This is a genomic window from uncultured Merdimmobilis sp. (assembly GCF_902471145.1).
In the GTDB taxonomy this organism is placed as follows: domain Bacteria; phylum Bacillota; class Clostridia; order Oscillospirales; family Ruminococcaceae; genus Merdimmobilis; species Merdimmobilis hominis.
The window spans coordinates 13964-37844 of the sequence record NZ_CABRJC010000006.1; the positions used below are offsets into that span (position 1 = coordinate 13964).

Here is a 23881-nt window from a genome sequence, read left to right on the forward strand (position 1 = left end):
TGAACCGGCGCCAATCCCCTCTGTTATCCCAATTGTATCATCAACTGCACAGAACAGGAAGGGTTTTAAAAACATTTCTGCGCAACACCAGGGCGGCCCAGCGCGTGCCTCCTATTCTCATTGTGCAAAAAATCTCCCCTATTGTGGCACAGAAATCTGGTCCGGCTGTAATTTTTCTGCGGCGAGCTGCAAAAATCCCCCCGGCCAACCGTTGGCCAGGGGGATTTTCTCAATGGAGTGCTGTATTTTTCGGGAGGAGTTACGCCACCAATCCTTTTTCCACCAGGAACTGATGGGCCACATCTTTGGCATCCATGCCCTCAATATCCACCTTGGCGTTGAGGGCGCGCATGGTCTCCTCATCCAAGAGGCCGTCCATCTTGGCGAGGACCGGCTCCAGTTCCGGGTATTTGTCCAAAGTCTCCTGCCGCACCAGGTTGACCGCATCATAGGGCGGGAAGAATCCCACATCGTCCTCAATCAGGGTCAGACCCTGTTTTTCCAACAGGGCGTCGGTGGCAAAGGCATCGATCACATCGATCTCCCCCGCCGCAATGGCTTGGTAGCGGATGCTGCTGTCCAATCCCTTTTCCGATTGGAAGGAGGTGCCGAACCGCTCCTCTAACAAGGGTAGGCAGTCACCGCGCTGGATAAACTCCACCGTGCAACCCAGCCGAAGCTGGGGCGCCGCCTGCATCAGCTGAGACAATGTCCGAATCTGGTATCTCTGCGCTGTGTCGGGCCGGACGCTCATCACATAGGTGTTGTTGAATCCCAAAGGCTCCGACAAGAGGATGTTGTAGTCCCGTTTGAGGAGCTCCGCCGCTTTCTCATACACCGCCTGGGGGTCGTTGGTGTCGATGGTCTCGTGGAGGTAGTTGGGCAGGATGCTACCGGTGTACTCCACAAACATGTCGATGTCCCCATTTTGGATGGCATTGAAGCAGACTACGCCGCCATTGAGGTTGAACCGCTCCTCCACCTCGATGTCGGTGTTGGATTCGATGAGGTCACTGTACATATAACCGAGGATCATCACCTCAGTGAAGTTGCTGGACCCAACCACAATTTTGTCTTTGCCCTGGCTGTCCACCGCCTCGGCCACCGAGAAACCCACTGGCAGCAGCACCAGAAGGGCGCAGAGGCCAAAGGCCACCACCTGCTCCCGGCGGCGCTTTTCCTTAGAGATGTTCTGGATCAATTCCGGCGGACGCAGACCTTCGGGGGTGATGGCGTGTTCCAGACGGCCCAACAGGAAATCAAGGCCCAAAGCCATCAGCGAGGCGGGGATAGCCCCCAGCAACACCAGGTCGATGTTTTGGGAGTTGAGCCCCAGGTTGATAAACCAACCCAGGCCCCCCGCACCGGCAAAGGCCGCAATGGTCATGGTGCCCACTGCCGCCACAGCGGAGATGCGGATGCCCGACATGATAAAAGGCAGCGCGATGGGGATTTCAATGCGCAGCAGCCGCTTCCACTTGGTCATGCCAATCCCCTTTGCCACCTCGATGGTTTTGGGGTCGATGCTCATGATGCCGGTGTATGTATTTTTGATGATAGGCAAAAGGGCATACACAATGACCATTAGGATCGCGGGTTTGGTGCCGATGCCCACAAAGGGCACCGAAAAAGCCAGCAGCGCAATACAGGGGATGGATTGCATGACGTTGGCAGCGCCGATGACCACCTGGGCCACTGGCTTGCTGCGGGTGATGAGGATGCCCACCGGGACACCGATAGCCAGGGAGATAAAAACCGCCAGCGTGGTCATATTCATGTGCTCGATGAACAGTTCCAACAGCTCAATTTTACGATCTAGGAACAGCTGTACAAACTCAGCCAATGATACCACTCCTCTCTTCTGCCGATCCCTCTGGTGTGAACTGCCTGCTCAGGATGGAGAGCATCCGCCCTTTGGTCAAGAACCCTTTCAAGTTGTTTTCCCGGTCGATAACCGGGATGATTCCGGAGCTGTTGTAGTCAATGGTGGATAAAATCTTCTTGAGGGAGGTGTCGGTAAACACCGAGATGTAGTCGTCGGAAACATAGCCGCTGATCCGGTCGTTCCCATTTTGTATTTTTTTCAGGTCGGTGATCCAGACAATGCCCTTCAGCTTCCCATCCTCTGTCACCAGTAGGCTGTCCACATTGTAATGGCCCATAATGTGAATCGCCTGCACCACCGTCCGGTCAGCAGATGCCTGCACTGGCCGTTTCAGCATGATGTCTTCTGCCTTGACAAATTCCGGGTTGCTCCACAACTTATCTTTGCCGATAAACTCCTCCACATAGTTGTTGACAGGGTGCTTCAAAATCTCCTCCGGCCGGTCGCACTGGACGATATGCCCGCTTTGGATGATGCAGATGCGGTCCGCCAGTTTGATGGCTTCATCCATGTCGTGGGTGACAAACACCACCGTTTTGTTCATCCGCTTCTGCAGTTTAAACACTTCGTCCTGCAATTCTCCCCGGGTGACCGGGTCCAAGGCGGAAAAGGGTTCATCCATCAGGATAATGGGCGGATCGGGGGCAAAAGCCCGGGCCACACCGACCCTCTGCCGCTGTCCGCCAGAGAGCTGGGATGGGTACAAATCCCGGTAGGTGCCTGGGTCCAGGGAGACCATCTCCAGCATTTCATTGACCCGGGGCAAAATCCGCTCCTTGGGAATCCCCGCCAGCTGCATGGTGAGGGCGATGTTGTCCCCAATGGTCATATGGGGGAAAAGCCCTCCTTCCTGGACCACATATCCGATCCGCCGGGGCAGGTCCACCTCTGGTATTCTTTCCACAGAGATGCCGTCGATGAGGACTTCCCCCTGGTCAATGCTATTGAGTTTGTTGATCATCTTCAACAGGGTGGTTTTGCCGCACCCGCTGGACCCAATTAAAACAAAGAATTCATCGTCCTGGATCGTGAGGCTGATGTTGGACAGCACCGGTTTGTTTTTGTATGCTTTATAGACATTTTTGAACTCGATCATTCCCATGCGCCTCCTCGCTTCGTTTTCAAAAGTATATCACACCTGATATTAAAACGATGTAAAAATATTAAAAGATTGAATTAAGTTGCTGCAATAATGTGAAAGACTCCATCAAATAAAGCAGGCCTCACTTCTCAATTGTGATCAAAGCGTCAACAAAGTCTAAATACAATTTTTTAGTATTGGCTGTTGGCAAAACAAAAAACCGCCCCAATTCTTGGAGCGGTTTTCCCTATGCCTTCTTCTTTTGCGGTTATCATACCCTGGCATCGCCATCGGGATACGTGGAATATCCTCCAGGTCTCTGCCATCCAATTTGGGGTGGAAAGTCTTCAACTGAACCCTCCCCCCGAACTTTGGAGCAACGCTTTTGGGGGAGGCCGAACCCGGTGCAGCTGGTCCACTTGTAATGATGTGTTCCTCCATAGATTCTCCCTCGCCCTTCACTGCGGTCTCCCGGCATTAGTCCTCCATAATGTAGTGGCGGTGCTGCCCCTTGGATTTGGATTTGTACTCAATCGCCTGGGTGGGGCATCCTGCAATGCAGGCCATACAGTGGGTACAATTCCCTTTCCAAACTGGTTTTCCGCTTGCTATGCCAATGTTGCCAAGGGGGCATCGCTGTGCGCATTTCCCGCAGGAGATACAGCTGTCCGACACAGTAAACCCCTTATCCGTCACCGCAAATTGATAGAACAAGGTGTTGACTGGCCCGCTTAATAGCTTATCCTTTGCCGAACCTGGAACAGCGGGGAAATTTTCCCCCCGCTGGATTCTCTGGGCGAGAATCTGAATCTCCGGCACGGCCTTTTCCAGAATGGCCTGGCACTCCCCCTCGCTGGGGGTTGCAAACATGGCGAGATAATTCTCCGGCATGACCACCGGGGCGAGCCCGCAAAAACGCAGCCCTTTTTCGGTACAGAGCTTTTGGGCATAGGCCGCTGCATTGCCGCAGCCCACGCCGCAGGTCAGTACGAAATACGCATTGGGATTGCCCTCAAAGTGGGCCTCGCGAATCCATTGCTCCACCGCCCTTGGCATGCGCCAGGCATAGGTCGGGGTGACAAACACCAGCGGCCCATCCGATTGAAAAGAGCCCTTTGCCCCCTCTTTTAGCAGTTGGTTGATGGAAACTACCGGTTCCCCTGTGACTGCGCCAATCTCCTTGGCCGCCAATTGGCTATTGCCGGTGCCGCTGAAATAAAAAATCATAGTATTCCTCCTGTTGACATTTGCAGCCCTTTTTAATATGATACATATTGTATCATATCATTTTCCGCTGTCAACCACCTAACCTGATACAAAAAGGGGCGATTTGTTTCATGGACAAACGAAAACTGGCCAATCAACAGGTAAAAGACCGGCTGTTTACCGCACTAATGGAATTTGCTGGGCAAAAGGATCTCTCCAAGGTGACAATCACTGAGCTGATTGAAAAATCCGGGGTAGCCCGAGCCTCCTTCTATCGGAACTTTAAGTCGGCGGAGGAGATCGTCCACTATGGGATCCAGCAGCTTTCCCAGCAATACCATGATGGGAAGCCGCCTATCCCGGAAGACTTCCACAGCCGGGAGTTGATGCTTTACAAATTCCGGTTTTATCAGCAACATGCCGGCCTAATTTTAGCATTCCACCACGCAAAGGTGACCGCCTCTCTCCTGGAAATCATCACTGACTGTGAAATCGATGCCTGCGGGGATATGCCGGCCAATTCCATCAGCCGGTATGAGCTGTACTACTACGCCGGGGCGTTTTACAATATGATGCTTCATTGGCTGGAGGGTGGAACCAAGGAGAGTCCCGAAGCCATGGCCGATGAATTTTTACGCATTGCGGACGGCCTTCGTTGACTAGAAGTTCCCGCCTTTTCGGGCCTAGGGGGAAAATCCCCGGCGTCCGGCCCGCTAACCCTGGCTGCAATTTACTCCAGGACAGCAAAAAACCTCTGAACCCGCATACATACACGGTTTTCAGAGGTTTTTGTTGGTGAACCATCGGAGGCTCGAACTCCGGACCCTTTGATTAAAAGTCAAATGCTCTGCCAACTGAGCTAATGGTTCATTTATTAGCGCTTGATTATTCTATCACAATTTCACAAGCTTGTCAACAACTTTTTTTCATATTAAAAAACTTGTAAACTGCTGTCAAATTGTGTGGTTGCTTGCTGCAACGTTGATTATTATAGCAGTTCTTGCCTTGTCTGTCAACAGGTTTTGCAAATTATTTTTTCATAATTTTCCGTGACAAACTCTCGCAACCAGGGTACAATAAGGAGAGGCTTGCCTTCGCATCCCAACAGATGGGCTTCTGCTGGGCGGGCCTAGGCAATTGGCGGACGTTCATCGCCCAAGGAGGGAGTCCCATGGCCTTAACCCCCGATACCAGCGTCCAATACCTCAAGGGCGTTGGGGAGCGCCGGGCCGCGCTCTATCAAAAACTGAATATCCGCACGGTGGAAGATCTTTTGTATCACTTCCCCCGGAGCTATCTGGATTTAACCACCCCCTATCCCATCGATCAAGCGCCCCTCAACCAGGCGGCTGCTGTCCGCGGGATGGTGGTGAAGAAATCCCGGGAGCAGCATATCCGCAAAGGGCTCTCGGTGTTTAAAGTGCTGATTTCCGACGACACCGGTCTGATGAATCTTACCTTTTTCAACGCAAAATTCACAGTGGAAGCCCTCCAACTGGAGGAGGAATATCTGTTTTACGGCAAGGTGGGGGGGAATTTTCTCAAGAAGGAGATGTCCGCCCCCATGGTCATCCGCCTGGAGGAAGGAGGCAGGCTTATACCTGTTTACCCGCTGACCGCCGGCCTTTCCTCACGGATGATCGGGGCCAACGTGGCCCAAGCCCTTGCGCAGTTAGGGGAGCATTTCCCCGACCCTATCCCCGGGGAGATCCGCCGGCGCCACGGCCTTTCTGCCATCGGGTACGCCATGGAAAACATCCATCGGCCGCCTGATCCCTTCTGTGCGGAAGTTGCCAAGAGGCGGCTAATCTTTGAAGAATTGTTTTTCCTCTCCCTCGCCCTTGGCTCCTCCCGGGAGGACAAGATCCGCTATGCCGTCCCAAAGATGAAACCAATTTCCCTGGAACCCTTTTACGAATCCCTGCCCTTCACCCCCACCGAAGCCCAAAAACGGGCCATCGGGGACGCCATCCAGGATATGTGCTCCGGCACCCCGATGAACCGCCTCGTCCAAGGGGATGTGGGTTCCGGCAAGACACTGGTGGGTGCAGCAGCCGCTTATTTCGCCGTGCTGAACGGCGGGCAAGCTGCTATGATGGCCCCCACTGAAATTCTGGCAGAACAGCATTTCCGAACCCTCAACGCTATTCTCTCCCCCTTGGGGCTGAATATACAGCTGCTCACCGGCTCGATGACCGCCAAGGCCAAGCGCCTGGTCAAGGCGGGCTTACAGGACGGCTCCATCCACCTCTGCGTGGGGACCCATGCCCTCCTTTCCGACGGGGTGGAGTTTTGCAACCTGGCTCTGGTCATCACCGACGAGCAGCACCGGTTCGGGGTGGCCCAGCGGATCGCCCTATCGGAAAAAGGGCAACATGCCCACACCCTGGTCATGTCGGCCACCCCCATTCCCCGCACCCTGGCGCTGATGATCTACGGCGACCTGGATCTATCGGTCATCGACCAGCTGCCCGCAGGGCGCAAACCCATCAAGACCTATAAAATCGACAGTGAAAAACGCCAGCGGGCCTTCGGCTTTATCCGCTCCCATCTGGACCAGGGATACCAGGCGTATATCGTCTGCCCCCTCATCGAGACCGGGGAGGTGGACCTGGGCCTGAAGCCTGCTGCCGAATACGCAAAGGAACTGGCTGACGGGCCCTTTTCCGGATACCGGGTAGGGCTTCTCCACGGGAAGATGAAGGCCGCTGACAAAGAAAAGACCATGCGGGCCTTCCAATCCGGGGAGATCCAGCTCCTGGTGTCCACCACCGTCGTCGAGGTGGGGGTGGATGTGCCAAATGCGGTGATCATGATGATCGAAAACGCCGAGCGGTTCGGCCTGAGCCAGCTCCACCAGCTGCGGGGACGGGTGGGCCGGGGGCCGGTGCAGTCCCACTGCATCCTCCTCTCCGACGCCAAAAACCCCGATACCATAGAGCGGCTGCGGGTGCTCTGTTCCACCGGGGATGGGTTCCGCATCGCCGAGGAGGATCTGCGGCTGCGGGGCCCCGGCGATTTCTTTGGGTACCGCCAGCACGGCCTACCAGAATTAAAAATTGCCGACATGGCTTCGGATTTGGCCCTTCTAAAAGCCGCCCAGGAGGAGGCCAAGGCGATTCTTGCCACCGATCCCAAACTGGACCAGCCCCAGCACCAGGCCATGAAGGAGCGGGTCACCCGGATTCTGCTCTCCGCTGGGGAGCGGCCCAACTAAGCGGGCCCGGAAATGCCTTTTCTTAGGAGAGACAAAAAGCCCCCCCAGAGGATGGCTCTGGGGGGGCTAAATTTCTATTATTTATCCAGCACGCAATACTCTGCCATGTAGGCTTCCATGGCCTTTACAACGTCCTTGTACTCCTCTTTGGTCATCAGGTACTCGTGGATGTCCTCCACCGAGATGATGGAGTGGACGGTGATGCCGAACTCCTCCTTCACCTGCTGCACCGCGGTTTTGGTGGTGTCCTTGCCGATCTCGCAGCGGTTGACCGAGATAAACATATCGCTGACCGAGACATCGGCGCAGGCTTTGAGCAGAGGCATGGTCTCCCGAACCGCAGTTCCGGCGGTGATGACATCCTCCACGATGATGATGTTGTCCCCATCCTTGGGCTTGTAGCCGATCAGGCCGCCGCCCTCACCGTGGTCTTTGATCTCTTTGCGGTTGAAGAAATAGGGCTTGTCCACACCGTAGTTGCGGTACAGAGCGCCGGCTGCAGCAGTGGCCAGCGGGATTCCTTTGTATGCGGGGCCGAACATGGCGTCGAAGTTCCCACCGCAGGTCTCATGGATGCAGGTGGCATAAAAGTCGCCCAGCTTGGAGATCTGCTCGCCGGTCTTGTAGTTGCCGGTGTTGACAAAATAAGGGGTTTTTCTGCCGCTCTTGGTGATGAACTCGCCAAACCGCAGCACATCCGCACTCATCATAAACTCAATAAATTCCTTTTTTGCCGGTGTCAACATAAAAGAATCCCATCCCTTTTTCCTAGATTGGTTTGAAGCCGGAAGGAGGGCTTTCTGCCCCTCTGTTCCAACCTGGCCGCAAATTGCCGATAGTATACCACATTTTTCTTCAAAAAGCAACTGCTCTTCCCTATTTCCCGCAGGTTTTTGAGGATTTCCGGCAGGTTGGGCAGGATACCCTTGCCTTTTTCCCTATAAATTTTGCCATCCTGACGCAAAAAGCCCCAAGGGGAAAGCTCCCCCCAGGGCTTTTTATTTTCATTATTCCACCGAGATAATGTAGTAATAAACCGGCTGGCCGCCGTTGACCAAAGCGATCTCAATCTCCTCCGGGAGCTTCGCCCGCAGGGCTTCCTCCACCTGGGCAGCCTGCTCCTCGGTGACTTCTTCGCCGTAAATCAGGGTGACAAAGCAGTTTTCCTTGTCCCCATCCTTGCGGACCAAGTTCCGAGTCAGACGGACCACCGCTTTGGAAATGTCCTTCTCCACAAAGGAGACCTTTCCATTCTCCAAGGCGAGGATTTCCCCTTCCTTGATCTTGTGGCCATCGTATTCGCTGTCCCGGGCGGCGAAGGTCACCTGGCCGGTGCCAACCTTCTCAAAGGCCTTGGTCATGCCCAGAAGGTTTTCGTTGACCCCGGCGCCAGCGTCAAACACCAACATAGCAGATAATCCCTGCGGGATGGTCCGGGTGGGGAGCACCGCCACGTTGCGGTCGGCCAATTTGGCCGCCTGTTCCGCTGCCATAATGATGTTTTTGTTGTTGGGCAGCACAAAGACGTTCTTGGCTGGGGTCGCCTGGATGGCCGAAAGGATGTCGTCGGTGGAGGGGTTCATGGTCTGGCCCCCGCTGACAACGTTCTCGGCGCCCAAATCCAGGAAGAGCTGCCGGAGGCCCTCTCCTGCGGCCACAGCCACAAAGCCGTACTCCTGGCTGGGGTCCACCGGCTGGTAGGCAAAGGTGTTCTCCTGTGAAGCTTGGGGGGTGACCGCCGCCCGCTGGTTGGCGTGCTGCTCCCGCATGTTCTCAATCTTCATATTGGTGAGCATGCCGTATTCCAGTGCCTTCTGCAAGGCGTTGCCCGGATTGTCGGTGTGGACATGGCACTTGATGATGTCCTCGTCGTCCACCACCACCACGCTGTCGCCGATGGATTCCAAATAACTGCGCAGGGGCTGGGGGTCGGCCTCTTTGTCCGCCCGCAGCACGATGAACTCGGTACAGTAAGTGAAGGTGATCTCCCCTTCATATTCCCCGGCGGCGTTGCGCTCGTTGGGCATCTCAAACTCCGCCACCGATTTTTTCACAGTCTCCTCACCCAAGGGGATGATCTCCCCGCCGTGGAACACCTGGCCCATCCCTTCAAAAATGACGATGAGGCCCCGGCCGCCGGCATCTACCACCCCGGCTTTTTTCAGCACCGGGAGCTGCTCGGGGGTGTTCTCCAGGGCGATGCGACCCGCAGAGAGGATTTCATCCCAAATTTCCGGGACGGTGGTCTCGTCGGTGACCACTTCTGCGGCGTGTTCTGCCGCCAGCCGGGCCACGGTGAGGATGGTGCCTTCGGTGGGTTTCATCACCGCTTTGTAGGCGGCCTCCACCCCCAGGGAAAGGGCCTCTACCAAATCCTTGGCGCCGGCGGTCTCTTTGCCGGCCAGGCCCTTAGAAAAGCCCCGGAACAACAGCGACAGGATGACGCCGGAGTTCCCCCGGGCACCCCGCAGCAAAGCGGAAGCAGCGGTCTGGGCCACCTCCCCCACCGGGGTGTTGTCGGCCAGGCGGGCGACCTCCCGCTTGGCGGCGCCGATGGTCATGGACATGTTGGTGCCGGTGTCTCCATCCGGCACTGGGAAGACGTTCAGCGCGTCTACCGACTGTTTCAAATTGGCGATATTATTGGCCCCGGAGACAAAGGCATCCCGAAGCATCAAACCATGTATCACGTTCAATCAACTCTCCCTTATCTGGCTGCCCCCAACAAAATCTGGGCGCATTCCACTAGAATACTACTCAGATTTCATTCCGTCAACAAATACATCCACTTTTTCCACCTCAAGGCCGGTGGCCTCCTCTACGGTGTAGCGGACTTTGTTCACGATGCTTTTGACAATGGCGGCAATGTTGACGCCATAGGTCACTACAATGTGAAGCTCAATGGACAGGCGGCCTCCGATGGTTTTCACCTTGACCCCTTTATCGGCCACATCCTGGCGGTTGAGGGCGGAACGGATCCCCTGGGTGGGGTCGCTGAACACCATGCCGGAAACACCGAAGCACTCGGATGCGGCATGGCCCACCAGATTGGCAAAATACTCCTGGGAGATTTCAATGGTTCCCAGGTGGTTTTCCAGTTTTATCATAAATAGCCCCTCCTTATTTGAAATAGAGCAACAAATTTGCGCAGAAGCAAGGGCGCCAAAGCTACCCATACAGTATAGATTTTACCAGGTTTCCATGAAATTAACAATATATTTTCGCGATTGCATCGGAAAATCACAAATTTCCCAGCACTTTTTCCCATCAGCAAGGCGGCCTTGTCAATCCCGCGGGGCTGAGCGCTGCACCTTCGCCTGGTTTCCAAAGGGCATCCCCCGCCTCTCTGCCCGAAGCCGACCTTGGGGAAGCTGTGCCGGTGGGAGCCAAAGGCGCTCACAAGGGCCTTCTACCTTTGCTCCTGGCTGGCGGAAACCTCTTCTCCCCTGGGCTGGATGCGGTAAAAAACATCCTGCTCGGTGGCGGTGACCTCTGCGGGGAAATCCCGGGAGAAGGCAACCATGCCGCTGCGGTAAGCCAAGGGCACAAAGGGGAGCTCCTCTTCAAAAGCCTCCACCAGCCCCTGGGTGGAACCGGTCCCGGTGCGGAACCCCTGGTAAGCGGCCAGCAGCTCCGGGCTGATATCCATGCTGGCGGAGAAACCGCTGCCACTGAAAAAAGGAGTGAGGTCAAAATTGTCCTCCAGCTTCACTTCCCCCACATAGAGGTCGTATTCCCCCCGTAGAATCCGCAGGCGGTAACTCTCATAATCCAGCGTTTCCACCTTCACGTCGATACCTGCCGAGCTCAGGTATTCCTTCATCCGCTGGGCGATGGTAACCCGGGCAGCATTCTCCTCGTTTACCACCAAATTCAAGGTGATGCGGCGGCCGTTACTCATCCGGTAGCCTTCCCCATCCCGGTCCAGATACCCCAGTTCGTCCAGGAGGGCGGCCGCAGCGGCGGTGTCCCGGCGGTTCTCCAACGAGAGATCGGAAAGCTCATGGAACGCGGGGTTGAGCACCGTCTTAGCCTCCTGGGCGTGGCCAGAATAAGCCCGCTGGAGCAGGTCGGAGTAGTCGATGGCCGCCCCGATGGCCCGGCGGAACCGGGCGTCCTGGAAAAAGGTGCGGTTGGCGTTCATCCCCAGGTAGACCAGGTTGTTCATCGCCACTGGCACATTGGCAGAGCCGATGCTGTATTCCTCGGTAGAAGAGAGGTCCAAAAACAGGTAGTCAATCAGCCCAACGTCTACACTATAGGCCAGGGCGGAGTCGTCAGTGATGGAGACCAGGTGGATTTCTTTTACCAACGGGCTGCCGGAAAAGTGGCTTTCGTTGGCGGTGAGGGTATACTCCCCCTCCTCCTGCCGGAGCCGGTACCGGCCAGTTCCCTCCACCCCTTTGGCCACCCCGGAGCCGGTGAGCAGCGAGCCGCTTTTTACAATGGGGAAGGTCAAAAGGTTCTCCGCCAGGCGGTCGGCGGAAGCCAGCTGAAACACCACGGTGCCGTCTTCTGCGGCGGCACAGGAGGTGAATGGGGAAAGCTGGCTTTGGTACAGGCTGCTGGCCCGCGCCTGCTCAAAGGAGTAGACCACATCGGCGGCAGTGAGGCTGGAGCCGTCGCTGAACCGGGCATCTGCCCGCAGGGACACCGTCAAAACAGAGCCGTTGTTCTGCACCGATTGGGCCAGGTAAGGCTGGGCTTCATATTCCGGGGTCAGCTTGATTAGAGGGTCAAACAGCAGGCTGGAGGCCAGCCGGTTGGCCTGAGAAAAGGCCAAGTAAGGGTTTAAACTGTCGTTTTTGTTGAAGGCGATGCGGATGGAGAATTCCTCCCCCGCCTCCTGCCGGGAGTCCGCCTCCCCTTGGGGATTCTGTCCTCTGTCTTCCCCTGGGGCGGCGGAGGCGCATCCCGCTAGGAGAAGCAGGGCCAGCAAGGCGGCAATACAACGCTTTTTCATGGGGCGATTTCCCTCCTTCCATCGATGAAAACAGGCGGAGCCAGCCAAAGCTCCGCCTGCGTGTTTTTCTTACCGGGCGCCCTTTACCGGGGCTCGACAATCAATTTGATCGCAGTCCTTTCCTCCGAATCAATCAGCACATTGGCGAAGGCAGGGACGCACACCAAGTCAATCCCCGACGGCGCCAAATAGCCCCGGGCAATGGCGACCGCCTTGACCGCCTGGTTGGATGCCCCTGCACCCACGGCCTGTACCTCCACCGAACCTTTTTCCCGGATCACTCCGGCAATGGCGCCTGCTACGGAATTTGGAATGGATTTAGCTGAGACTTTTAGTATTTCCATGATACCCCTCCTGCCCAATTGTAGCGATACGATTTAGATGTTACCTTCATCATATAGCATTCCGTGGCAAATTACAAGGGGGAATTGATTGTTTTTGACAGTTATTTTATTTCATGTCGAATGATTTTGTTTGTTTTGCCCGTTTTTTCGTTGATCTCTAACACAACTCCATGAAGGATGCAATTCTCCCTCTCGTTTTCAAACCGCACCGGCAGATGGGTCCGCAGCCGCTTGATGGCCAGGTCGGGACGCACCCCCAGCACCGAGTGCTCGGCCCCGCACATCCCCAAATCGGTGATGTAGCCGGTGCCCTGGGGCAGGACCTTTTCGTCGGCAGTCTGCACATGGGTGTGAGTGCCCACCACCGCAGTGACCCGGCCATCCAGGTAATAGGCCAGGGCCAGCTTTTCCGAGGTGGCCTCGGCGTGAAAATCCACCAGAATGTTGGGGGTTTTTACCTCCTTCAGGATGCGGTCGATGCAGTCGAAGGGGTTTTCCAGCGGCTCCATGTACACCACCCCCTGCAGGTTGACCACGCAGAGCTGGTACCGCAGAAAGTCCAGGGTCAAATACCCTACCCCTGGCGCCTCCCGGTGAAAATTGGCCGGGCGGACCAGGTTTTTGCCCTCGTCAAAATACTCGTAGATCTCCCGGCGGCGCAGGGCATGGTTGCCGGTGGTGATCACGTCCACCCCGCTGTCAAAGAGGTGTTCAGCGCTGTGTGGCAGAATGCCGTTGCCCTCGGCAGAATTCTCCCCGTTGGCGACGACCAGGTCGATCTTCTGGGCCCGCTTAAAGGCTGGGAGCTTGGCCCGGACGGCATCGCATCCCCCCTGGCCCACCACGTCGCCGATCATCAATACCCGTATCATTACACCCGCTCCTTTGCCTGTAAAATCCCTGGCCGCAGCCAGGGGCTACAGGGTTTATTATACTGTTCCCGCCCGGGGTTTGCAAAGATCCAGGCGGTTTTTTACAAAACGTTCATCATTGTTTGGGGATCCGCCCCCGCATGGGGTAAAATAGCCTGCATATCCTCCGGCAGAGGGGCAGAAAACTCCAGCCAGCCCCCGGTCACGGGATGAGGAAACCTCACCCATCCGCAGTGGAGGGCCTGCCGGGGGATGATCGCCAAATCGCCGCCATACAGGTCATCCCCGGCCAGGGGGTGGCCGATGTGAGCCATGTGCACCCGGATCTGATGGGTGCGGCCGGTGGAGAGCCTCAGCCGGAGCAGGGAATACCCCTCCCCGCGGGAGAGGACTTCCCAGTCGGTTTTGGCATACTGCCCATCTGGGGAGACCATCCGCTTGGTGTAGACCTCGTTGATCCGCCGGATAGGGGCCTCCACCGTGCCCTGGTCTTCCTCCATCCGACCGCAGACCACGGCGAAATACGCCTTCTCCGCCGCGCCGTTCAGTTGGGAGGCAGCATGCTGGTTCTTGGCCACCAGCACAATGCCGGAGGTGTCCTTATCCAGCCGGTTCACCGGCCGGAAGCTAATGGCGAGGCCCATCTGCTGGCAGTGCCAGGCAAAGGCGTTGCCCAAGCTGTCGGTCTGGTTGCGCCGGGATTGGTGGGAGGCCATCCCCGCCGGCTTGTTGTAGACCAAAAGGTCCTCGTCCTCAAAGAGGATTGGCACCTCGATGGGGGTGGCCAGGTATTCCTTAGGGTGGTCGTCGATGGTGATGCATAGTTCATCCCCGGCGTGTACCCGGTCGATGACCCGCACATGAACCCCATTGCAGCGGATGCCGTAATCGGTTTTTTTCAAGTCCACCAGCAGGCGGTTGGAGATGCCCGCCACCCCCCGCAGGTAGGAACCCACCCGGCGGCCATCCTCCTGGGGCTCCACAATATATCGAATGGTTCTCATGGCAGATTGCTCCTCTTGCCCGGCGCGGCGGGCCTATTCTTCCATTGGATGGGTTTGAATCTAAGCTTTCCCTATTGTACCAAAAGCCGCATCAAAAGGAAAGAGGGAGGCTTTTACAACTCCCGCCGGGGAATTCTTCCCCTCTCCAGCAAATCTCCAGCTTCTGCACCGCTGCAAGCTATAAACAGAAAAAGGGCCCCGGATCTGCTCCGGAGCCCTTGTGTATCCTGCAAAATTAATAGGCGATTCCCTGGGCCAGCATGGCGTCGGCCACCTTGAGGAATCCGGCGATGTTGGCGCCCACCACCAGGTTGCCCTCGGCACCAAACTCCTTGGCAGCGTCGTAGGCGTTGTGGAAGATGCCCAGCATGATGCCGCGAAGCTTCTCATCCACCTCGTCAAAACTCCAGGAATACCGCAGGGAGTTCTGGCTCATCTCCAAGCCGCTGGTGGCTACGCCCCCTGCATTGGAGGCTTTGGCCGGGGCAAAGAGGATGCCACCCTTCTGGAACAGCTCCACTGCACCGGGGGTGGAGGGCATATTGGCCCCCTCGGCCACCGCAATGACCCCGTTCTGAATCAGCAGTTTGGCCGATTCCTCATCCAGCTCGTTTTGGGTGGCGCAGGGCAGGGCGATGTCGCAGGGGATGGACCAGATGCCCCGGCATCCCTCGGTGTAGGTGGATCCGGCAACCCGCTGGGCATAGAGCTTGATGCGGCCCCGCTCCACCTCCTTAATCTGTTTGACTACGGCGATGTCCACGCCCTTTTCATCGTAGATATAGCCGTTCGAGTCGGAGAGGGCGATCACCTTCGCCCCCAATTCGGTGGCTTTGACCGCGGCGTAGATGGCCACATTGCCGGAGCCGGAGATCACAACTCGTTTACCCCGAATCGAATCCCCCTTCATGCAGGAGAGCATCTCCTCGGTGAAGTAGAGGAGGCCGTAGCCGGTGGCCTGGGTGCGGGCCAGAGAACCGCCATAGGTGAGGCCCTTGCCGGTGAGCACACCGGTGAATTCATTCCGGATCCTCTTGTACTGGCCAAACAGGTAGCCGATCTCCCGGCCGCCCACCCCGATGTCGCCGGCGGGAACGTCGGTGTTGGGCCGGATGTGGCGGTACAGCTCGGTCATAAAGCTCTGGCAGAACCGCATGACCTCCCCATCGGATTTGCCCTTGGGGTCGAAGTCGGAACCGCCTTTGGCACCGCCCATAGGCAGGCCGGTCAAGCTGTTTTTAAAGGTCTGCTCGAACCCGAGGAATTTCATGATGGACAGGTTGACCGAAGGATGGAACCGAAGGCCCCCTTTATAAGGCCCGATGGCGGAGTTGTACTGCACCCGGTAGCCCCGGTTGACCTGCACCTTGCCGCTGTCATCCACCCAGGATACCCGGAAAGTGATGACCCGTTCCGGCTCTACCAAACGCTCTACAATCCCGGCTTTTTCCAGGGCGGGGCGGGCGGCAACCACCGGCTCCAAGGAAGCTAGCACCTCTTCTACTGCCTGCAAAAATTCCGGCTCATGGCCATCACGGGCGCAGACATCCCGATACACTTTTTTCAAGTACTCGCTCTTCCATTCCATTGTTTATTCCACCTTTCTATCTGCGGCCCGGTTTCCCATTAGCCGCGCTGCCTTCGCCATGTTTTCAATTTTTCCATGCAAAGGGTTAAAGCGACGATCGCTGTTTTTTATTATAGTGGGTTCTTCCCATTTTTGCAAGATTTATCTTTTCAGGATTCAAAAAATTGTATTGACGCGTTGGACAAAACTTTCTCCCCTTTCTTCCCGCCTGGCCATGAAACTTTAAGAATTCCTTTTGTTGAGTTTTGAACCTGCCCATGGTACAATGATCGCAGGGCGATCATTGGGGAAGAAATCCTTGTCGGGCTGAGAGCCCTCCTGCGGCAAGGCCGCATTAGGATTTTTCCAGCCTGTGGAGATTTTTGGTATACAGACCACAGCGGGGCTGTGGCATTCGAAGAATTGCTTGCAGGGCAAAGCCCTTTGCGGCAGGGGCCGCACCGCAATTCTTATCGTTTGTGCAGACTTTATGGTAGAATAACCGCAGGGCATCCTTGGGGGATATACCCCCGCACGCTGAAAATTCCGGTCCGGCCTGTTAGCCCCCTAGTCCCCCCTTTACACCCATTTTGACTGCTGAAAGAGTGTGTGAATTATGTTCTGTCGAAATTGTGGCGGCCACCTGGATGAAGGCGACCGTTTTTGTAAGAAATGCGGCGCCCCCTCCACTGCAGCGGGCCGCTGTTGCCCCAACTGCGGCCTTCCCCTCCCTCCGGGATGCACCATCTGTCCCCGGTGCAATTCCCAGGTGGGGGACGGCCAAGGCATGCCCTTCTTCCCCCCGCAGAAATCCCGGCTCATCGCCGGTTTGCTGGCCATCTTTGTAGGGAGCTTGGGCATCCACAACTTTTACCTGGGATATAACGACCGCGGCCTTCTGCAAATCCTGCTGACCACCGTGGGTTCTATCTTCACCTGCGGCTTATCCGCCGGCGCAGTGGCCATCTGGGCCCTGGTAGAAGGGATTATGCTCCTCACCGGAAACATCGCCGTGGATGCAAATGGCATCCCCTTAAAAGACTAGCATTGACATTTACCCCAGTACAAGGTACAATGTGGTATGCGAGTAAGCGATACAACAGCGGGCACAAAGCCGAAAGGCTGTGCGTGAGGAAAGTCCGGGCTTCACAGGGCAGGATAGCTGTTAACGGCAGCCGAAGGCGACTTTAGGGACAGTGCAACAGAAAGATACCGCCACGCAAGTGGTAAGGATGGAAAGGTGAGGTAAGAGCTCACCAGCGGGCAGGCGACTGCCCGGCTATGTAAACCCTATCCGAAGCAACACCGCATAGGAGGGCATGAAGCGGCGGCCCGTCGCGTCCTCGGGAAGGTGGCTGGAGCCGTGCGGCGACGCACGGCCTAGATAGATTGTTGTTTGATACAGAACTCGGCTTATCAGCTTAGTCGCATTTATATGGCCGGGGAGTGTCTAAAAGCGCTCCCCGGCCCTTTTCCATAAAAAAGAAAAGGGAGAAGGCTTCTGCCCCTCTCCCTTTGCCTATGCCGTTTTTTCCCTGCTGGGCAGCTAGCGCACCTCGATGGATTTTCCGCTGTAGGCTTTTACTTCACCTACCACCTTAGCACAGGGGGTTACCCCATCCAGCTGCTTGACCAGCTCCACTGCCTTATCCTCCGGCAGGGCGATGAGCAATCCACCGGCCGTCTGGGGGTCGCACAACAGATCGATCACCACTTCCGGGACATCTGCCCCAAAGGAGACCTTCTCCTCCAGATAATTGCGGTTTTCATAAGCCCCAGCGGGGATAATGCCCATTTTGGCATACTCCACCGCGCTGGGGATCAGCGGCAGGTCTTTGGCGTAAAGTTCCACTGTCATACCGCAGCCGCTGGCCATCTCATAGGTGTGGCCCAGCATGCCAAACCCGGTGACATCGGTGCAGGCGTGGGCTCCGCCTACCCGCAGCATCGCCTCTTGGCCGCCTTTGTTGAGGGTGGTCATCAGCCGGACCATCTCCTGATACTCCTCCGGGCTGGCCAGGTCGGCCTTGTTGGCGGTGGTCATCACTCCAAGGCCCAAGGGCTTAGTGAGCACCAACAGGTCCCCTTCCTTGGCCGTGCTGTTGGCTAAGACGTCTTTGGGATGGAGAAACCCGGTGACGCACAAGCCATATTTGGGCTCCGGGTCCTCGATGGTGTGGCCGCCTACGATGATAGCTCCAGCCTCCCGGACCTTGTCATAGCCGCCCTGCAATATCCCCTCCAGCACATCTAAGGGGAGGCAGTTGGGGAAGCAGATCAAATTCATGGCCAGGTTGGGCGAACCTCCCATGGCGTAGACGTCGCTGAGGGCATTGGTGGCCGCAATCTGGCCGTAAGTGTAGGGGTCGTCCACCACCGGGGGGAAGAAGTCCACCGTCTGGATGATGGCCAAATCCTCCCGCAATTGGTAAACGCAGGCGTCGTCGCTGGTGTCAAACCCCACCAATAGATTGGGGTCAGAAAACTTGGGCAGCCGCTCTAAAATGCTTGAAAGGACACCCGGTCCTATTTTGGATGCTCAGCCTGCGCTTTTTGTCATTTGTGTCAACCGCTGTACTTTTGCCAACACAATGCACCTCCTGTCCCGTTACTTCGGTCTTATTGTACACACTTTTAAGAGGAATTTCAACCTCTTCCCCGGGCTGCCCCTGGGACAAAACAAGACAGTCTTGCCCATTTTACCGACAATGCAACGGGACATTGTGACACGCTAAGCCAGGGACTTTGTTGAAAAAGGGTGACCAAACGGGAAACTTCTGGTATAATATTACTATCTGCGGAAAAATGGGAGAAACGCCCTATTTTTGCCGCCAGATAAAGCGCGGCATCCCAGCAACATCCATTTTGAGGAGGAATCCCATGGATTTTAAACAGCTAGAAGCCTTTGTATACGTCGTAAAACTCAAAAGCTTTTCCAAAACGGCGGAGAAGCTCTACCTGACCCAGCCCACCATCAGCGCCCACATCAGCTCTTTGGAGAAAGAACTGGGGGTTCAGCTCATTGTCCGTTCGGCCAAGGAAGCCCTCCCCTCTGAGGAGGGCAAAGTCCTCTATGAATACGCCCAGGACATGCTCACCTTGCGGGACAACGCCTTGTCCGCCTTCCAAAACATCAGCCGCAATGTCAGCGGCACCCTGTGCATCGCGGCATCTTCTATGCCCAGCCAATACGTGCTACCTCAGATGATGAGCGCTTTTCGCAGCAAGTACCCGGATGTCTCCTTCAATGTCATCAAATGCGACAGCGGCGAGGTGGTTCGCAGCATTGTCAACCGCAAGGCGGAAATCGGGATGACCGGTGCGGTGATCGAATCGGCCAAATGCGTCTTTGAGGAGTTTTTAGACGACCGGCTGGTGGTCATCACCCCCAACACCGAACGATACCGCAAAATTGGGGAGCACGGGTTCACTCTCCAGGATCTGGCCCGGGAGCCCTTCATTATTCGGGAACCCGATTCGGGCACCCGCCGGGAGACCGAGCGCTTTCTGCGAAGCATGCACCTGGACCCTGCCTCCCTCCATGTGGTAGCCCAAATGGATGACCCCGACGCCATCAAAAACTCGGTGAGCCAGGGCCTTGGCATCTCCATCATGTCTAAGACCGCTGCGGCGGACTTTCAGCGCTTCGGACTGATTCAAACCTTTGACTTTGACCATGTGGTCCTCAGCCGCAAGCTCTACTTGGTGCGCAACCAAAACCACACCCTCTCCCCAGCGGCAGCGGCGTTTCTGCGCTTTGCCAAAAAAGAGGCTGCCGGCTCCGCCCAATGACCCCTCTCCTGCAGGGGGGCCCTGTACCGTATCGACCACAAACCCCATCGGATGTCCGCTTAATGCCGCCCCGGGAAACCGAGGCGGTGTTTTTTTGCCCTTTTCGCAAACGAATCCACAGAATTTTATCCCAACAGCCATGGGATGCTTTCCCCAAAAAACGCAAAAAGCCCCGGGAATATCCCGGGGCCAATTCTACGAATTCTATTCTGCCTTCTCTTTACAATGGGCGGCATAAATCATCTGTAGGCCGGTGAGGGTCAAGGTTTTGTCCACCGCGAAGATCTCGCCGGTCTGGGCGGCGATCATCGTGGCCAGCCCACCGGTGGCGATGACCTTGGCGTCCTCCCCCAATTCCTGCTTCATCCGGCGGCAGATGTTCTCCACCGCACCTACATACCCGTATACCGCGCCCACCTGCATGCTTTGGACAGTGTTTTTCCCAATGAGCACCCCTGGGTCGTCGATAGCCACCTGGGGCAGCTTGGATGCCTTTTGCGCCAGGGCGTCCATCGAGAGCTTCACCCCCGGGTAGATGGCCCCGCCCTCATAGGCGCCTTCCCGGCTGACCGCATCAAATGTGGTGGCGGTGCCAAAGTCCACAACGATGAGGGGCGCGCCGTACTTTTTGACCGCCGGCAGCACGTTGACCAGCCGGTCTGCGCCCACCTGGGCCGGGTTGTCATAGTGATTGGTCACGTAATAGGGGACGCTCTCCCCGGCGACCAGGGGGACTTTATTGAGGTATTTGCGGATGGCGTTGTTCATGGAATACATGATCTGGGGCACCACCGAGGCGATGATGACATCCTCAACCTTCTGGTGGTCGATGCCGTGGAGCAGCAGAAACTGCCGGATAAAGATGCCGATTTCATCGCTTGTGGCGTCCCGGTTGGTGCCAAGGCGTGCCGAGCGCAGCAGGGTTTCCCCTTCAAACACACCGAATTCGATATTGGTGTTGCCGATGTCAATTGCTAGCAGCATGGGGGTCTTCTCCTTCGTCTTCCCGCACCAACGCGGAGCGGACCGCGTCCACCACCCGCTGGGCCTCCCCTTTTGTGAGATAGGGGTGCATGGGTAGGGAGAGAACCGTTTGGGCGGCCTGTTCGGCGTTGGGCAGATTTTGGGTCGAGCCGCCGCGGTAAACGGGGAGCTTGTGCAGCGGCGTAGGATAGTATACATGGGCGGGAATCCCCTGGGCGGCCAGCCTGGCCTGAAGGGCATCCCGCTTGTCTGCATCCACTGCTATTGTATACTGGGCGTAGCTGCTCGTCAACCCCTCCTTGACCCGGGGGGTTTTGACCAGCCCTGCAAGCCCCTGGTCATACCAGCTGGCCAGCTGCCGGCGGGCGGCAAGCTCCTCTTCTAAACTGGGTAGCTTGATCCGCAGCACTGCGGCCTGGAGGGCATCCAAACGGGCGTTGAGGCCAAAACGATGGTTGTCGTATTTGTCCCCGCCCTGTCCGTGAACCCGCAGGGACCGCAGCATATCCCAATCTTCTTTCGTATGGCAAAAGACCGCGCCCCCGTCCCCGTAGCATCCCAGCGGCTTGGAGGGGAAAAAGGAGGTGCAGCCGAACCGCCCAAAGGCGCCCGCCTTTTTGCCCCGCAGCTCCGCCCCCATGGATTGGGCCGCATCCTCGATGAGCAATAGGTCGTTCTCCTGGCAGATTTCTTCTATTTTATCGTATTCGGCGCACTGGCCGAACAAATCCACCGCGATGACTGCCTTGGGCACCCGGTTGGTGGTCTTGCGGATCCGTTTGATCAGGTGTTCCAGGCAGTAGGGATCCAAGTTGTAGGTGTCTGGGTTGATGTCGCAGAAGAGGACCTCGCCCCCCAGAAGCCCCACCACCTCGCTGGTGGCAAAAAAGCTGAAGGCGGTGGTCAGCACCAAATCGCCGGGGCCGATTCCCGCGGCCATCAGAGAGAGGAGCAGGGCATCGGTCCCGCTGGCCACCGCCACACAGTAGGGCGCTCCCACATAGGCGGCCAGCTCCTGCTCCAGCTGTTCCACCTCTGGGCCTAAAATGTAATTTCCCCCGCGCAGCACTGCGAGCACCGCCTCCTCCATCTGGGGCTGCAAGCGCTGGTACTGGGCTTTTAAATCCACAAACTCCATCAAAAAACCTCCTTGATTGCCATACGGGCGGTTTGCAGCAGGATTTTGCCGTCCTCCCACAGGGAGTAATCTTGCAGATAGCGGATGTTCTCCTCCATCTTGGCGGGGAGCACCCGTTGGCGGTAGACCTGTTCCCCATCTTCCCCCGCTAAAAGGGCGGCTTCGTCCTTAAACCGCAAGCTGGCCCGGCAGGTGATGCCCACCGGCAGAAGCAAGGTCGCCCGCATCCGGTCGGTGTACAACTGGGCGTAGCGAGGGACCTCCGGCCGGGGCCCCACCAGGGACATCTCCCCTTTCAACACGTTGAACAGTTGGGGCAGCTCATCCAGACGGGTGCGCCGGAGGATGCGCCCGGCCTTGGTGATGCGGGGGTCCTCCCCCCGGGTCAGCTCCCCGCCCAAGTAGGCCCGTTCGGTCATGGTGCGGAACTTATAGATCACAAAGGGCCTGCTGTACCGGCCGATGCGCACCTGCCGGTACAGGATGCTCCCCCCATCGGCTTTCACCAAAGCGGCGCAGAAGGCCATCACCGGGGAGAGAGCCAGGATGAGGATGAGGGACAAGGCGATGTCAATCCCCCGCTTCAGCGCCAGCTGGAACCGTTTGCGGGAGAGCTTGTCGTAGTACAGCCGTGTGGTGTCATTTTGCATCGAGCTGGGAAGCTTCCCGAACGCTCTCAATGACATATTGAACATCCTCCTCGCCCATGGATGGATACAGGGGCAGCGAGATAATGGTTTGGTAAAACGCCTCGGCATGGGGAAGCGGCACTGGATTCTGAGGCAGATGCTCCTCATAATAGGTCATGGTGTGTACCGGCTTAAAGTGGACACTGGTGCCGATCTTCTTCCCGGTGAGGAACCGGATCAGCCCCTCCCGATCCATGCCGAATTCCCGGGGGTCCACCTGGATCACAAACAGGTGCCAGGCATTTTCCCTCTCCGGCAGTTGGCGCAGGGTCTTGATCCCCGGGATGGAGGCAAACCCTTCCTCATACAGGGTGGCATACCTCCTGCGGGTAGCCTGCATCTGGTCCAGCCGTTCCAATTGGGCCAAGCCCAAGGCCGCGGCCAATTCCCCCATGTTGAATTTGTAGCCGGGGTAGACCACGTCGTACAGGTGGCTCCCCCCTTCCTGGTACCGGTTGTAGGCGTTTTTGTCCATTCCATGAAGGGAGAGCACCCGCGCTTTTTCCGCCACTTCTGGGTCGTTGGTGGTCAGCATGCCCCCCTCGCCGGTGGCCAGGTTTTTGGTGGCGTAAAAACTGAAGGCGGCTGCATCCCGGCAGTTTCCGATGGGTTCCCCATGATAGAAGGCCCCCGCCGCATGGGCTGCATCCTCGATGACCACAAGGCCATTTTTATCCGCTATGGCGTAGATTTCCTTTAAATCACAGGGCTGGCCACCGTAGTGAACTGGCAGGATGGCCCTGGTTTTATCGGTGATCAATGGCTCGATGCCCGCCGGGTCTATGAGGCCTGTCTGTGGGTCGATATCGCAGAAGATGGGCCTCGCCCCCAGGTGGAGTGCCACATTAGCAGTGGAGCAAAAGGTCATAGGGGTGGTGATGACCTCATCCCCTGGGCTGACTCCATAGGCACAAAGGGCAACCTCCAAGGCGGCGGTGCAGGAGTTCATTGAGACAGCGTACCTGGCCCCCACCTTTTGGGCGAACTCCTCTTCAAACCGCTGGCACTTCTCCCCCCTGCTCCACCAGAGGGAGCGCACCGCTTCCAGCACTTCTTCCAGTTCCCGGTGGGTCAAGCTTGGCTGGGCATAGGGCAAAAATTCTTCCCGGACGTTCATGGTTTGGCCTCCTTATTCTGTC

Annotated in this window: 20 protein-coding genes, 1 tRNA gene and 1 other RNA gene; 5 read left to right on the top strand and 17 right to left on the bottom strand. The window is 56.9% G+C overall.

Annotated elements, in window-relative coordinates; genetic code table 11:
* Window positions 1-259 precede the first annotated feature (259 nt).
* From RDQ42_RS04620 to RDQ42_RS04630, 3 genes are all read right to left on the bottom strand, one after another.
* On the bottom strand, window positions 260-1852 hold the full coding sequence (locus tag RDQ42_RS04620; protein ID WP_231358519.1) for a glycine betaine ABC transporter substrate-binding protein: 1593 nt from the start codon (window positions 1850-1852) through the stop codon (window positions 260-262).
* The gene (locus RDQ42_RS04625; RefSeq protein ID WP_071427218.1) at window positions 1836-2981 is read right to left on the bottom strand and encodes an ABC transporter ATP-binding protein; all 1146 of its coding nucleotides are present in this window, start codon (window positions 2979-2981) and stop codon (window positions 1836-1838) included. The genes RDQ42_RS04620 and RDQ42_RS04625 overlap by 17 nt, the downstream gene beginning before the upstream one ends.
* A gap of 462 nt (window positions 2982-3443) precedes the next feature.
* Entirely contained in the window at window positions 3444-4193 is a 750-nt protein-coding gene (locus RDQ42_RS04630; protein ID WP_231358520.1) for an EFR1 family ferrodoxin, read from the bottom strand.
* 110 nt (window positions 4194-4303) lie between these two features.
* Here RDQ42_RS04630 and RDQ42_RS04635 point away from each other — a divergent pair, with 110 nt between their 5' ends.
* Window positions 4304-4831, top strand: a complete 528-nt coding sequence (locus tag RDQ42_RS04635; protein WP_054330957.1) for a TetR/AcrR family transcriptional regulator — start codon at window positions 4304-4306, stop codon at window positions 4829-4831.
* Window positions 4832-4965: 134 nt separating this feature from the next.
* Here RDQ42_RS04635 and RDQ42_RS04640 read toward each other — a convergent pair.
* Window positions 4966-5041: transfer RNA gene (locus tag RDQ42_RS04640), tRNA-Lys, on the bottom strand.
* Window positions 5042-5343: 302 nt separating this feature from the next.
* Between RDQ42_RS04640 and recG the strand changes: the two genes are divergently transcribed.
* The gene (gene recG / locus RDQ42_RS04645) at window positions 5344-7389 is read left to right on the top strand and encodes an ATP-dependent DNA helicase RecG (RefSeq protein ID WP_231358521.1); all 2046 of its coding nucleotides are present in this window, start codon (window positions 5344-5346) and stop codon (window positions 7387-7389) included.
* A gap of 77 nt (window positions 7390-7466) precedes the next feature.
* Here the strand turns inward: recG and pyrE are convergent, their stop codons facing one another.
* The 8 genes from pyrE to gdhA all read right to left on the bottom strand — a co-directional run bounded on the left by pyrE (window position 7467) and on the right by gdhA (window position 16160).
* Window positions 7467-8135, bottom strand: coding sequence for an orotate phosphoribosyltransferase (pyrE, locus tag RDQ42_RS04650; RefSeq protein ID WP_071428387.1), 669 nt, complete (start codon window positions 8133-8135; stop codon window positions 7467-7469).
* 261 nt (window positions 8136-8396) lie between these two features.
* Window positions 8397-10079, bottom strand: coding sequence for a DAK2 domain-containing protein (locus tag RDQ42_RS04655; protein ID WP_308588408.1), 1683 nt, complete (start codon window positions 10077-10079; stop codon window positions 8397-8399).
* 63 nt (window positions 10080-10142) lie between these two features.
* Window positions 10143-10496 carry an Asp23/Gls24 family envelope stress response protein gene (locus tag RDQ42_RS04660; protein ID WP_054330954.1) on the bottom strand — a complete coding sequence of 118 codons (354 nt, stop codon included), beginning with the start codon at window positions 10494-10496 and terminating at the stop codon, window positions 10143-10145.
* Window positions 10497-10798: 302 nt separating this feature from the next.
* Window positions 10799-12352, bottom strand: coding sequence for an ABC transporter substrate-binding protein (locus RDQ42_RS04665; RefSeq protein ID WP_308588382.1), 1554 nt, complete (start codon window positions 12350-12352; stop codon window positions 10799-10801).
* Window positions 12353-12435: 83 nt separating this feature from the next.
* Entirely contained in the window at window positions 12436-12696 is a 261-nt protein-coding gene (locus RDQ42_RS04670; RefSeq protein WP_054330952.1) for a stage V sporulation protein S, read from the bottom strand.
* A gap of 101 nt (window positions 12697-12797) precedes the next feature.
* Window positions 12798-13568 (bottom strand): TIGR00282 family metallophosphoesterase, encoded by a 771-nt coding sequence (locus RDQ42_RS04675; protein ID WP_207733435.1) that lies wholly within the window; start codon window positions 13566-13568, stop codon window positions 12798-12800.
* A 101-nt stretch (window positions 13569-13669) separates the two neighbouring features.
* Window positions 13670-14572, bottom strand: coding sequence for an RluA family pseudouridine synthase (locus RDQ42_RS04680; RefSeq protein ID WP_071427220.1), 903 nt, complete (start codon window positions 14570-14572; stop codon window positions 13670-13672).
* Window positions 14573-14807: 235 nt separating this feature from the next.
* The gene (gdhA, locus tag RDQ42_RS04685; RefSeq protein ID WP_308588384.1) at window positions 14808-16160 is read right to left on the bottom strand and encodes an NADP-specific glutamate dehydrogenase; all 1353 of its coding nucleotides are present in this window, start codon (window positions 16158-16160) and stop codon (window positions 14808-14810) included.
* Between the two features lie 595 nt (window positions 16161-16755).
* Here gdhA and RDQ42_RS04690 point away from each other — a divergent pair.
* Together RDQ42_RS04690 and rnpB are read left to right on the top strand one after the other, a co-directional pair.
* Window positions 16756-17184 carry a TM2 domain-containing protein gene (locus RDQ42_RS04690; RefSeq protein WP_074026296.1) on the top strand — a complete coding sequence of 143 codons (429 nt, stop codon included), beginning with the start codon at window positions 16756-16758 and terminating at the stop codon, window positions 17182-17184.
* A gap of 39 nt (window positions 17185-17223) precedes the next feature.
* Window positions 17224-17571: RNase P RNA component class A (rnpB, locus tag RDQ42_RS04695), an RNA gene on the top strand.
* Between the two features lie 114 nt (window positions 17572-17685).
* On the opposite strand, the gene selD is transcribed toward rnpB, so the two are convergent.
* Window positions 17686-18699, bottom strand: coding sequence for a selenide, water dikinase SelD (gene selD / locus RDQ42_RS04700; protein WP_369949014.1), 1014 nt, complete (start codon window positions 18697-18699; stop codon window positions 17686-17688).
* A gap of 320 nt (window positions 18700-19019) precedes the next feature.
* On the opposite strand from selD, the gene RDQ42_RS04705 reads away from it, so the two are divergent.
* Entirely contained in the window at window positions 19020-19931 is a 912-nt protein-coding gene (locus RDQ42_RS04705) for a selenium metabolism-associated LysR family transcriptional regulator (RefSeq protein WP_231358523.1), read from the top strand.
* A gap of 204 nt (window positions 19932-20135) precedes the next feature.
* On the opposite strand, the gene RDQ42_RS04710 is transcribed toward RDQ42_RS04705, so the two are convergent.
* From RDQ42_RS04710 to RDQ42_RS04725, 4 genes are read right to left on the bottom strand one after another with little or no spacing between them, the layout of a single operon-like run.
* Window positions 20136-20915 carry a type III pantothenate kinase gene (locus RDQ42_RS04710; RefSeq protein WP_071427222.1) on the bottom strand — a complete coding sequence of 260 codons (780 nt, stop codon included), beginning with the start codon at window positions 20913-20915 and terminating at the stop codon, window positions 20136-20138.
* Window positions 20899-22053 (bottom strand): DegT/DnrJ/EryC1/StrS family aminotransferase, encoded by a 1155-nt coding sequence (locus RDQ42_RS04715; RefSeq protein WP_308588386.1) that lies wholly within the window; start codon window positions 22051-22053, stop codon window positions 20899-20901. Before RDQ42_RS04715 ends, RDQ42_RS04710 begins: the two co-directional genes overlap by 17 nt.
* Window positions 22053-22739 carry a sugar transferase gene (locus RDQ42_RS04720; RefSeq protein ID WP_071427224.1) on the bottom strand — a complete coding sequence of 229 codons (687 nt, stop codon included), beginning with the start codon at window positions 22737-22739 and terminating at the stop codon, window positions 22053-22055. Before RDQ42_RS04720 ends, RDQ42_RS04715 begins: the two co-directional genes overlap by 1 nt.
* On the bottom strand, window positions 22693-23859 hold the full coding sequence (locus RDQ42_RS04725) for a DegT/DnrJ/EryC1/StrS aminotransferase family protein (RefSeq protein WP_231358525.1): 1167 nt from the start codon (window positions 23857-23859) through the stop codon (window positions 22693-22695). Before RDQ42_RS04725 ends, RDQ42_RS04720 begins: the two co-directional genes overlap by 47 nt.
* Window positions 23860-23881 lie beyond the last annotated feature (22 nt).

Bases quoted from the DNA above. Each gene is read 5' to 3' on its own strand.
- RDQ42_RS04625 (WP_071427218.1), bottom strand. From the start codon at position 2,981: ATGATCGAGTTCAAAAATGTCTATAAAGCATACAAAAACAAACCGGTG.
- RDQ42_RS04630 (WP_231358520.1), bottom strand. From the start codon at position 4,193: ATGATTTTTTATTTCAGCGGCACCGGCAATAGCCAATTGGCGGCCAAG.
- RDQ42_RS04635 (WP_054330957.1), top strand. From the start codon at position 4,304: ATGGACAAACGAAAACTGGCCAATCAACAGGTAAAAGACCGGCTGTTT.
- recG (WP_231358521.1), top strand. From the start codon at position 5,344: ATGGCCTTAACCCCCGATACCAGCGTCCAATACCTCAAGGGCGTTGGG.
- pyrE (WP_071428387.1), bottom strand. From the start codon at position 8,135: ATGTTGACACCGGCAAAAAAGGAATTTATTGAGTTTATGATGAGTGCG.
- RDQ42_RS04660 (WP_054330954.1), bottom strand. From the start codon at position 10,496: ATGATAAAACTGGAAAACCACCTGGGAACCATTGAAATCTCCCAGGAG.
- RDQ42_RS04665 (WP_308588382.1), bottom strand. From the start codon at position 12,352: ATGAAAAAGCGTTGTATTGCCGCCTTGCTGGCCCTGCTTCTCCTAGCG.
- RDQ42_RS04670 (WP_054330952.1), bottom strand. From the start codon at position 12,696: ATGGAAATACTAAAAGTCTCAGCTAAATCCATTCCAAATTCCGTAGCA.
- RDQ42_RS04675 (WP_207733435.1), bottom strand. From the start codon at position 13,568: ATGATACGGGTATTGATGATCGGCGACGTGGTGGGCCAGGGGGGATGC.
- RDQ42_RS04680 (WP_071427220.1), bottom strand. From the start codon at position 14,572: ATGAGAACCATTCGATATATTGTGGAGCCCCAGGAGGATGGCCGCCGG.
- gdhA (WP_308588384.1), bottom strand. From the start codon at position 16,160: ATGGAATGGAAGAGCGAGTACTTGAAAAAAGTGTATCGGGATGTCTGC.
- RDQ42_RS04690 (WP_074026296.1), top strand. From the start codon at position 16,756: ATGTTCTGTCGAAATTGTGGCGGCCACCTGGATGAAGGCGACCGTTTT.
- RDQ42_RS04705 (WP_231358523.1), top strand. From the start codon at position 19,020: ATGGATTTTAAACAGCTAGAAGCCTTTGTATACGTCGTAAAACTCAAA.
- RDQ42_RS04710 (WP_071427222.1), bottom strand. From the start codon at position 20,915: ATGCTGCTAGCAATTGACATCGGCAACACCAATATCGAATTCGGTGTG.
- RDQ42_RS04715 (WP_308588386.1), bottom strand. From the start codon at position 22,053: ATGGAGTTTGTGGATTTAAAAGCCCAGTACCAGCGCTTGCAGCCCCAG.
- RDQ42_RS04720 (WP_071427224.1), bottom strand. From the start codon at position 22,739: ATGTCATTGAGAGCGTTCGGGAAGCTTCCCAGCTCGATGCAAAATGAC.
- RDQ42_RS04725 (WP_231358525.1), bottom strand. From the start codon at position 23,859: ATGAACGTCCGGGAAGAATTTTTGCCCTATGCCCAGCCAAGCTTGACC.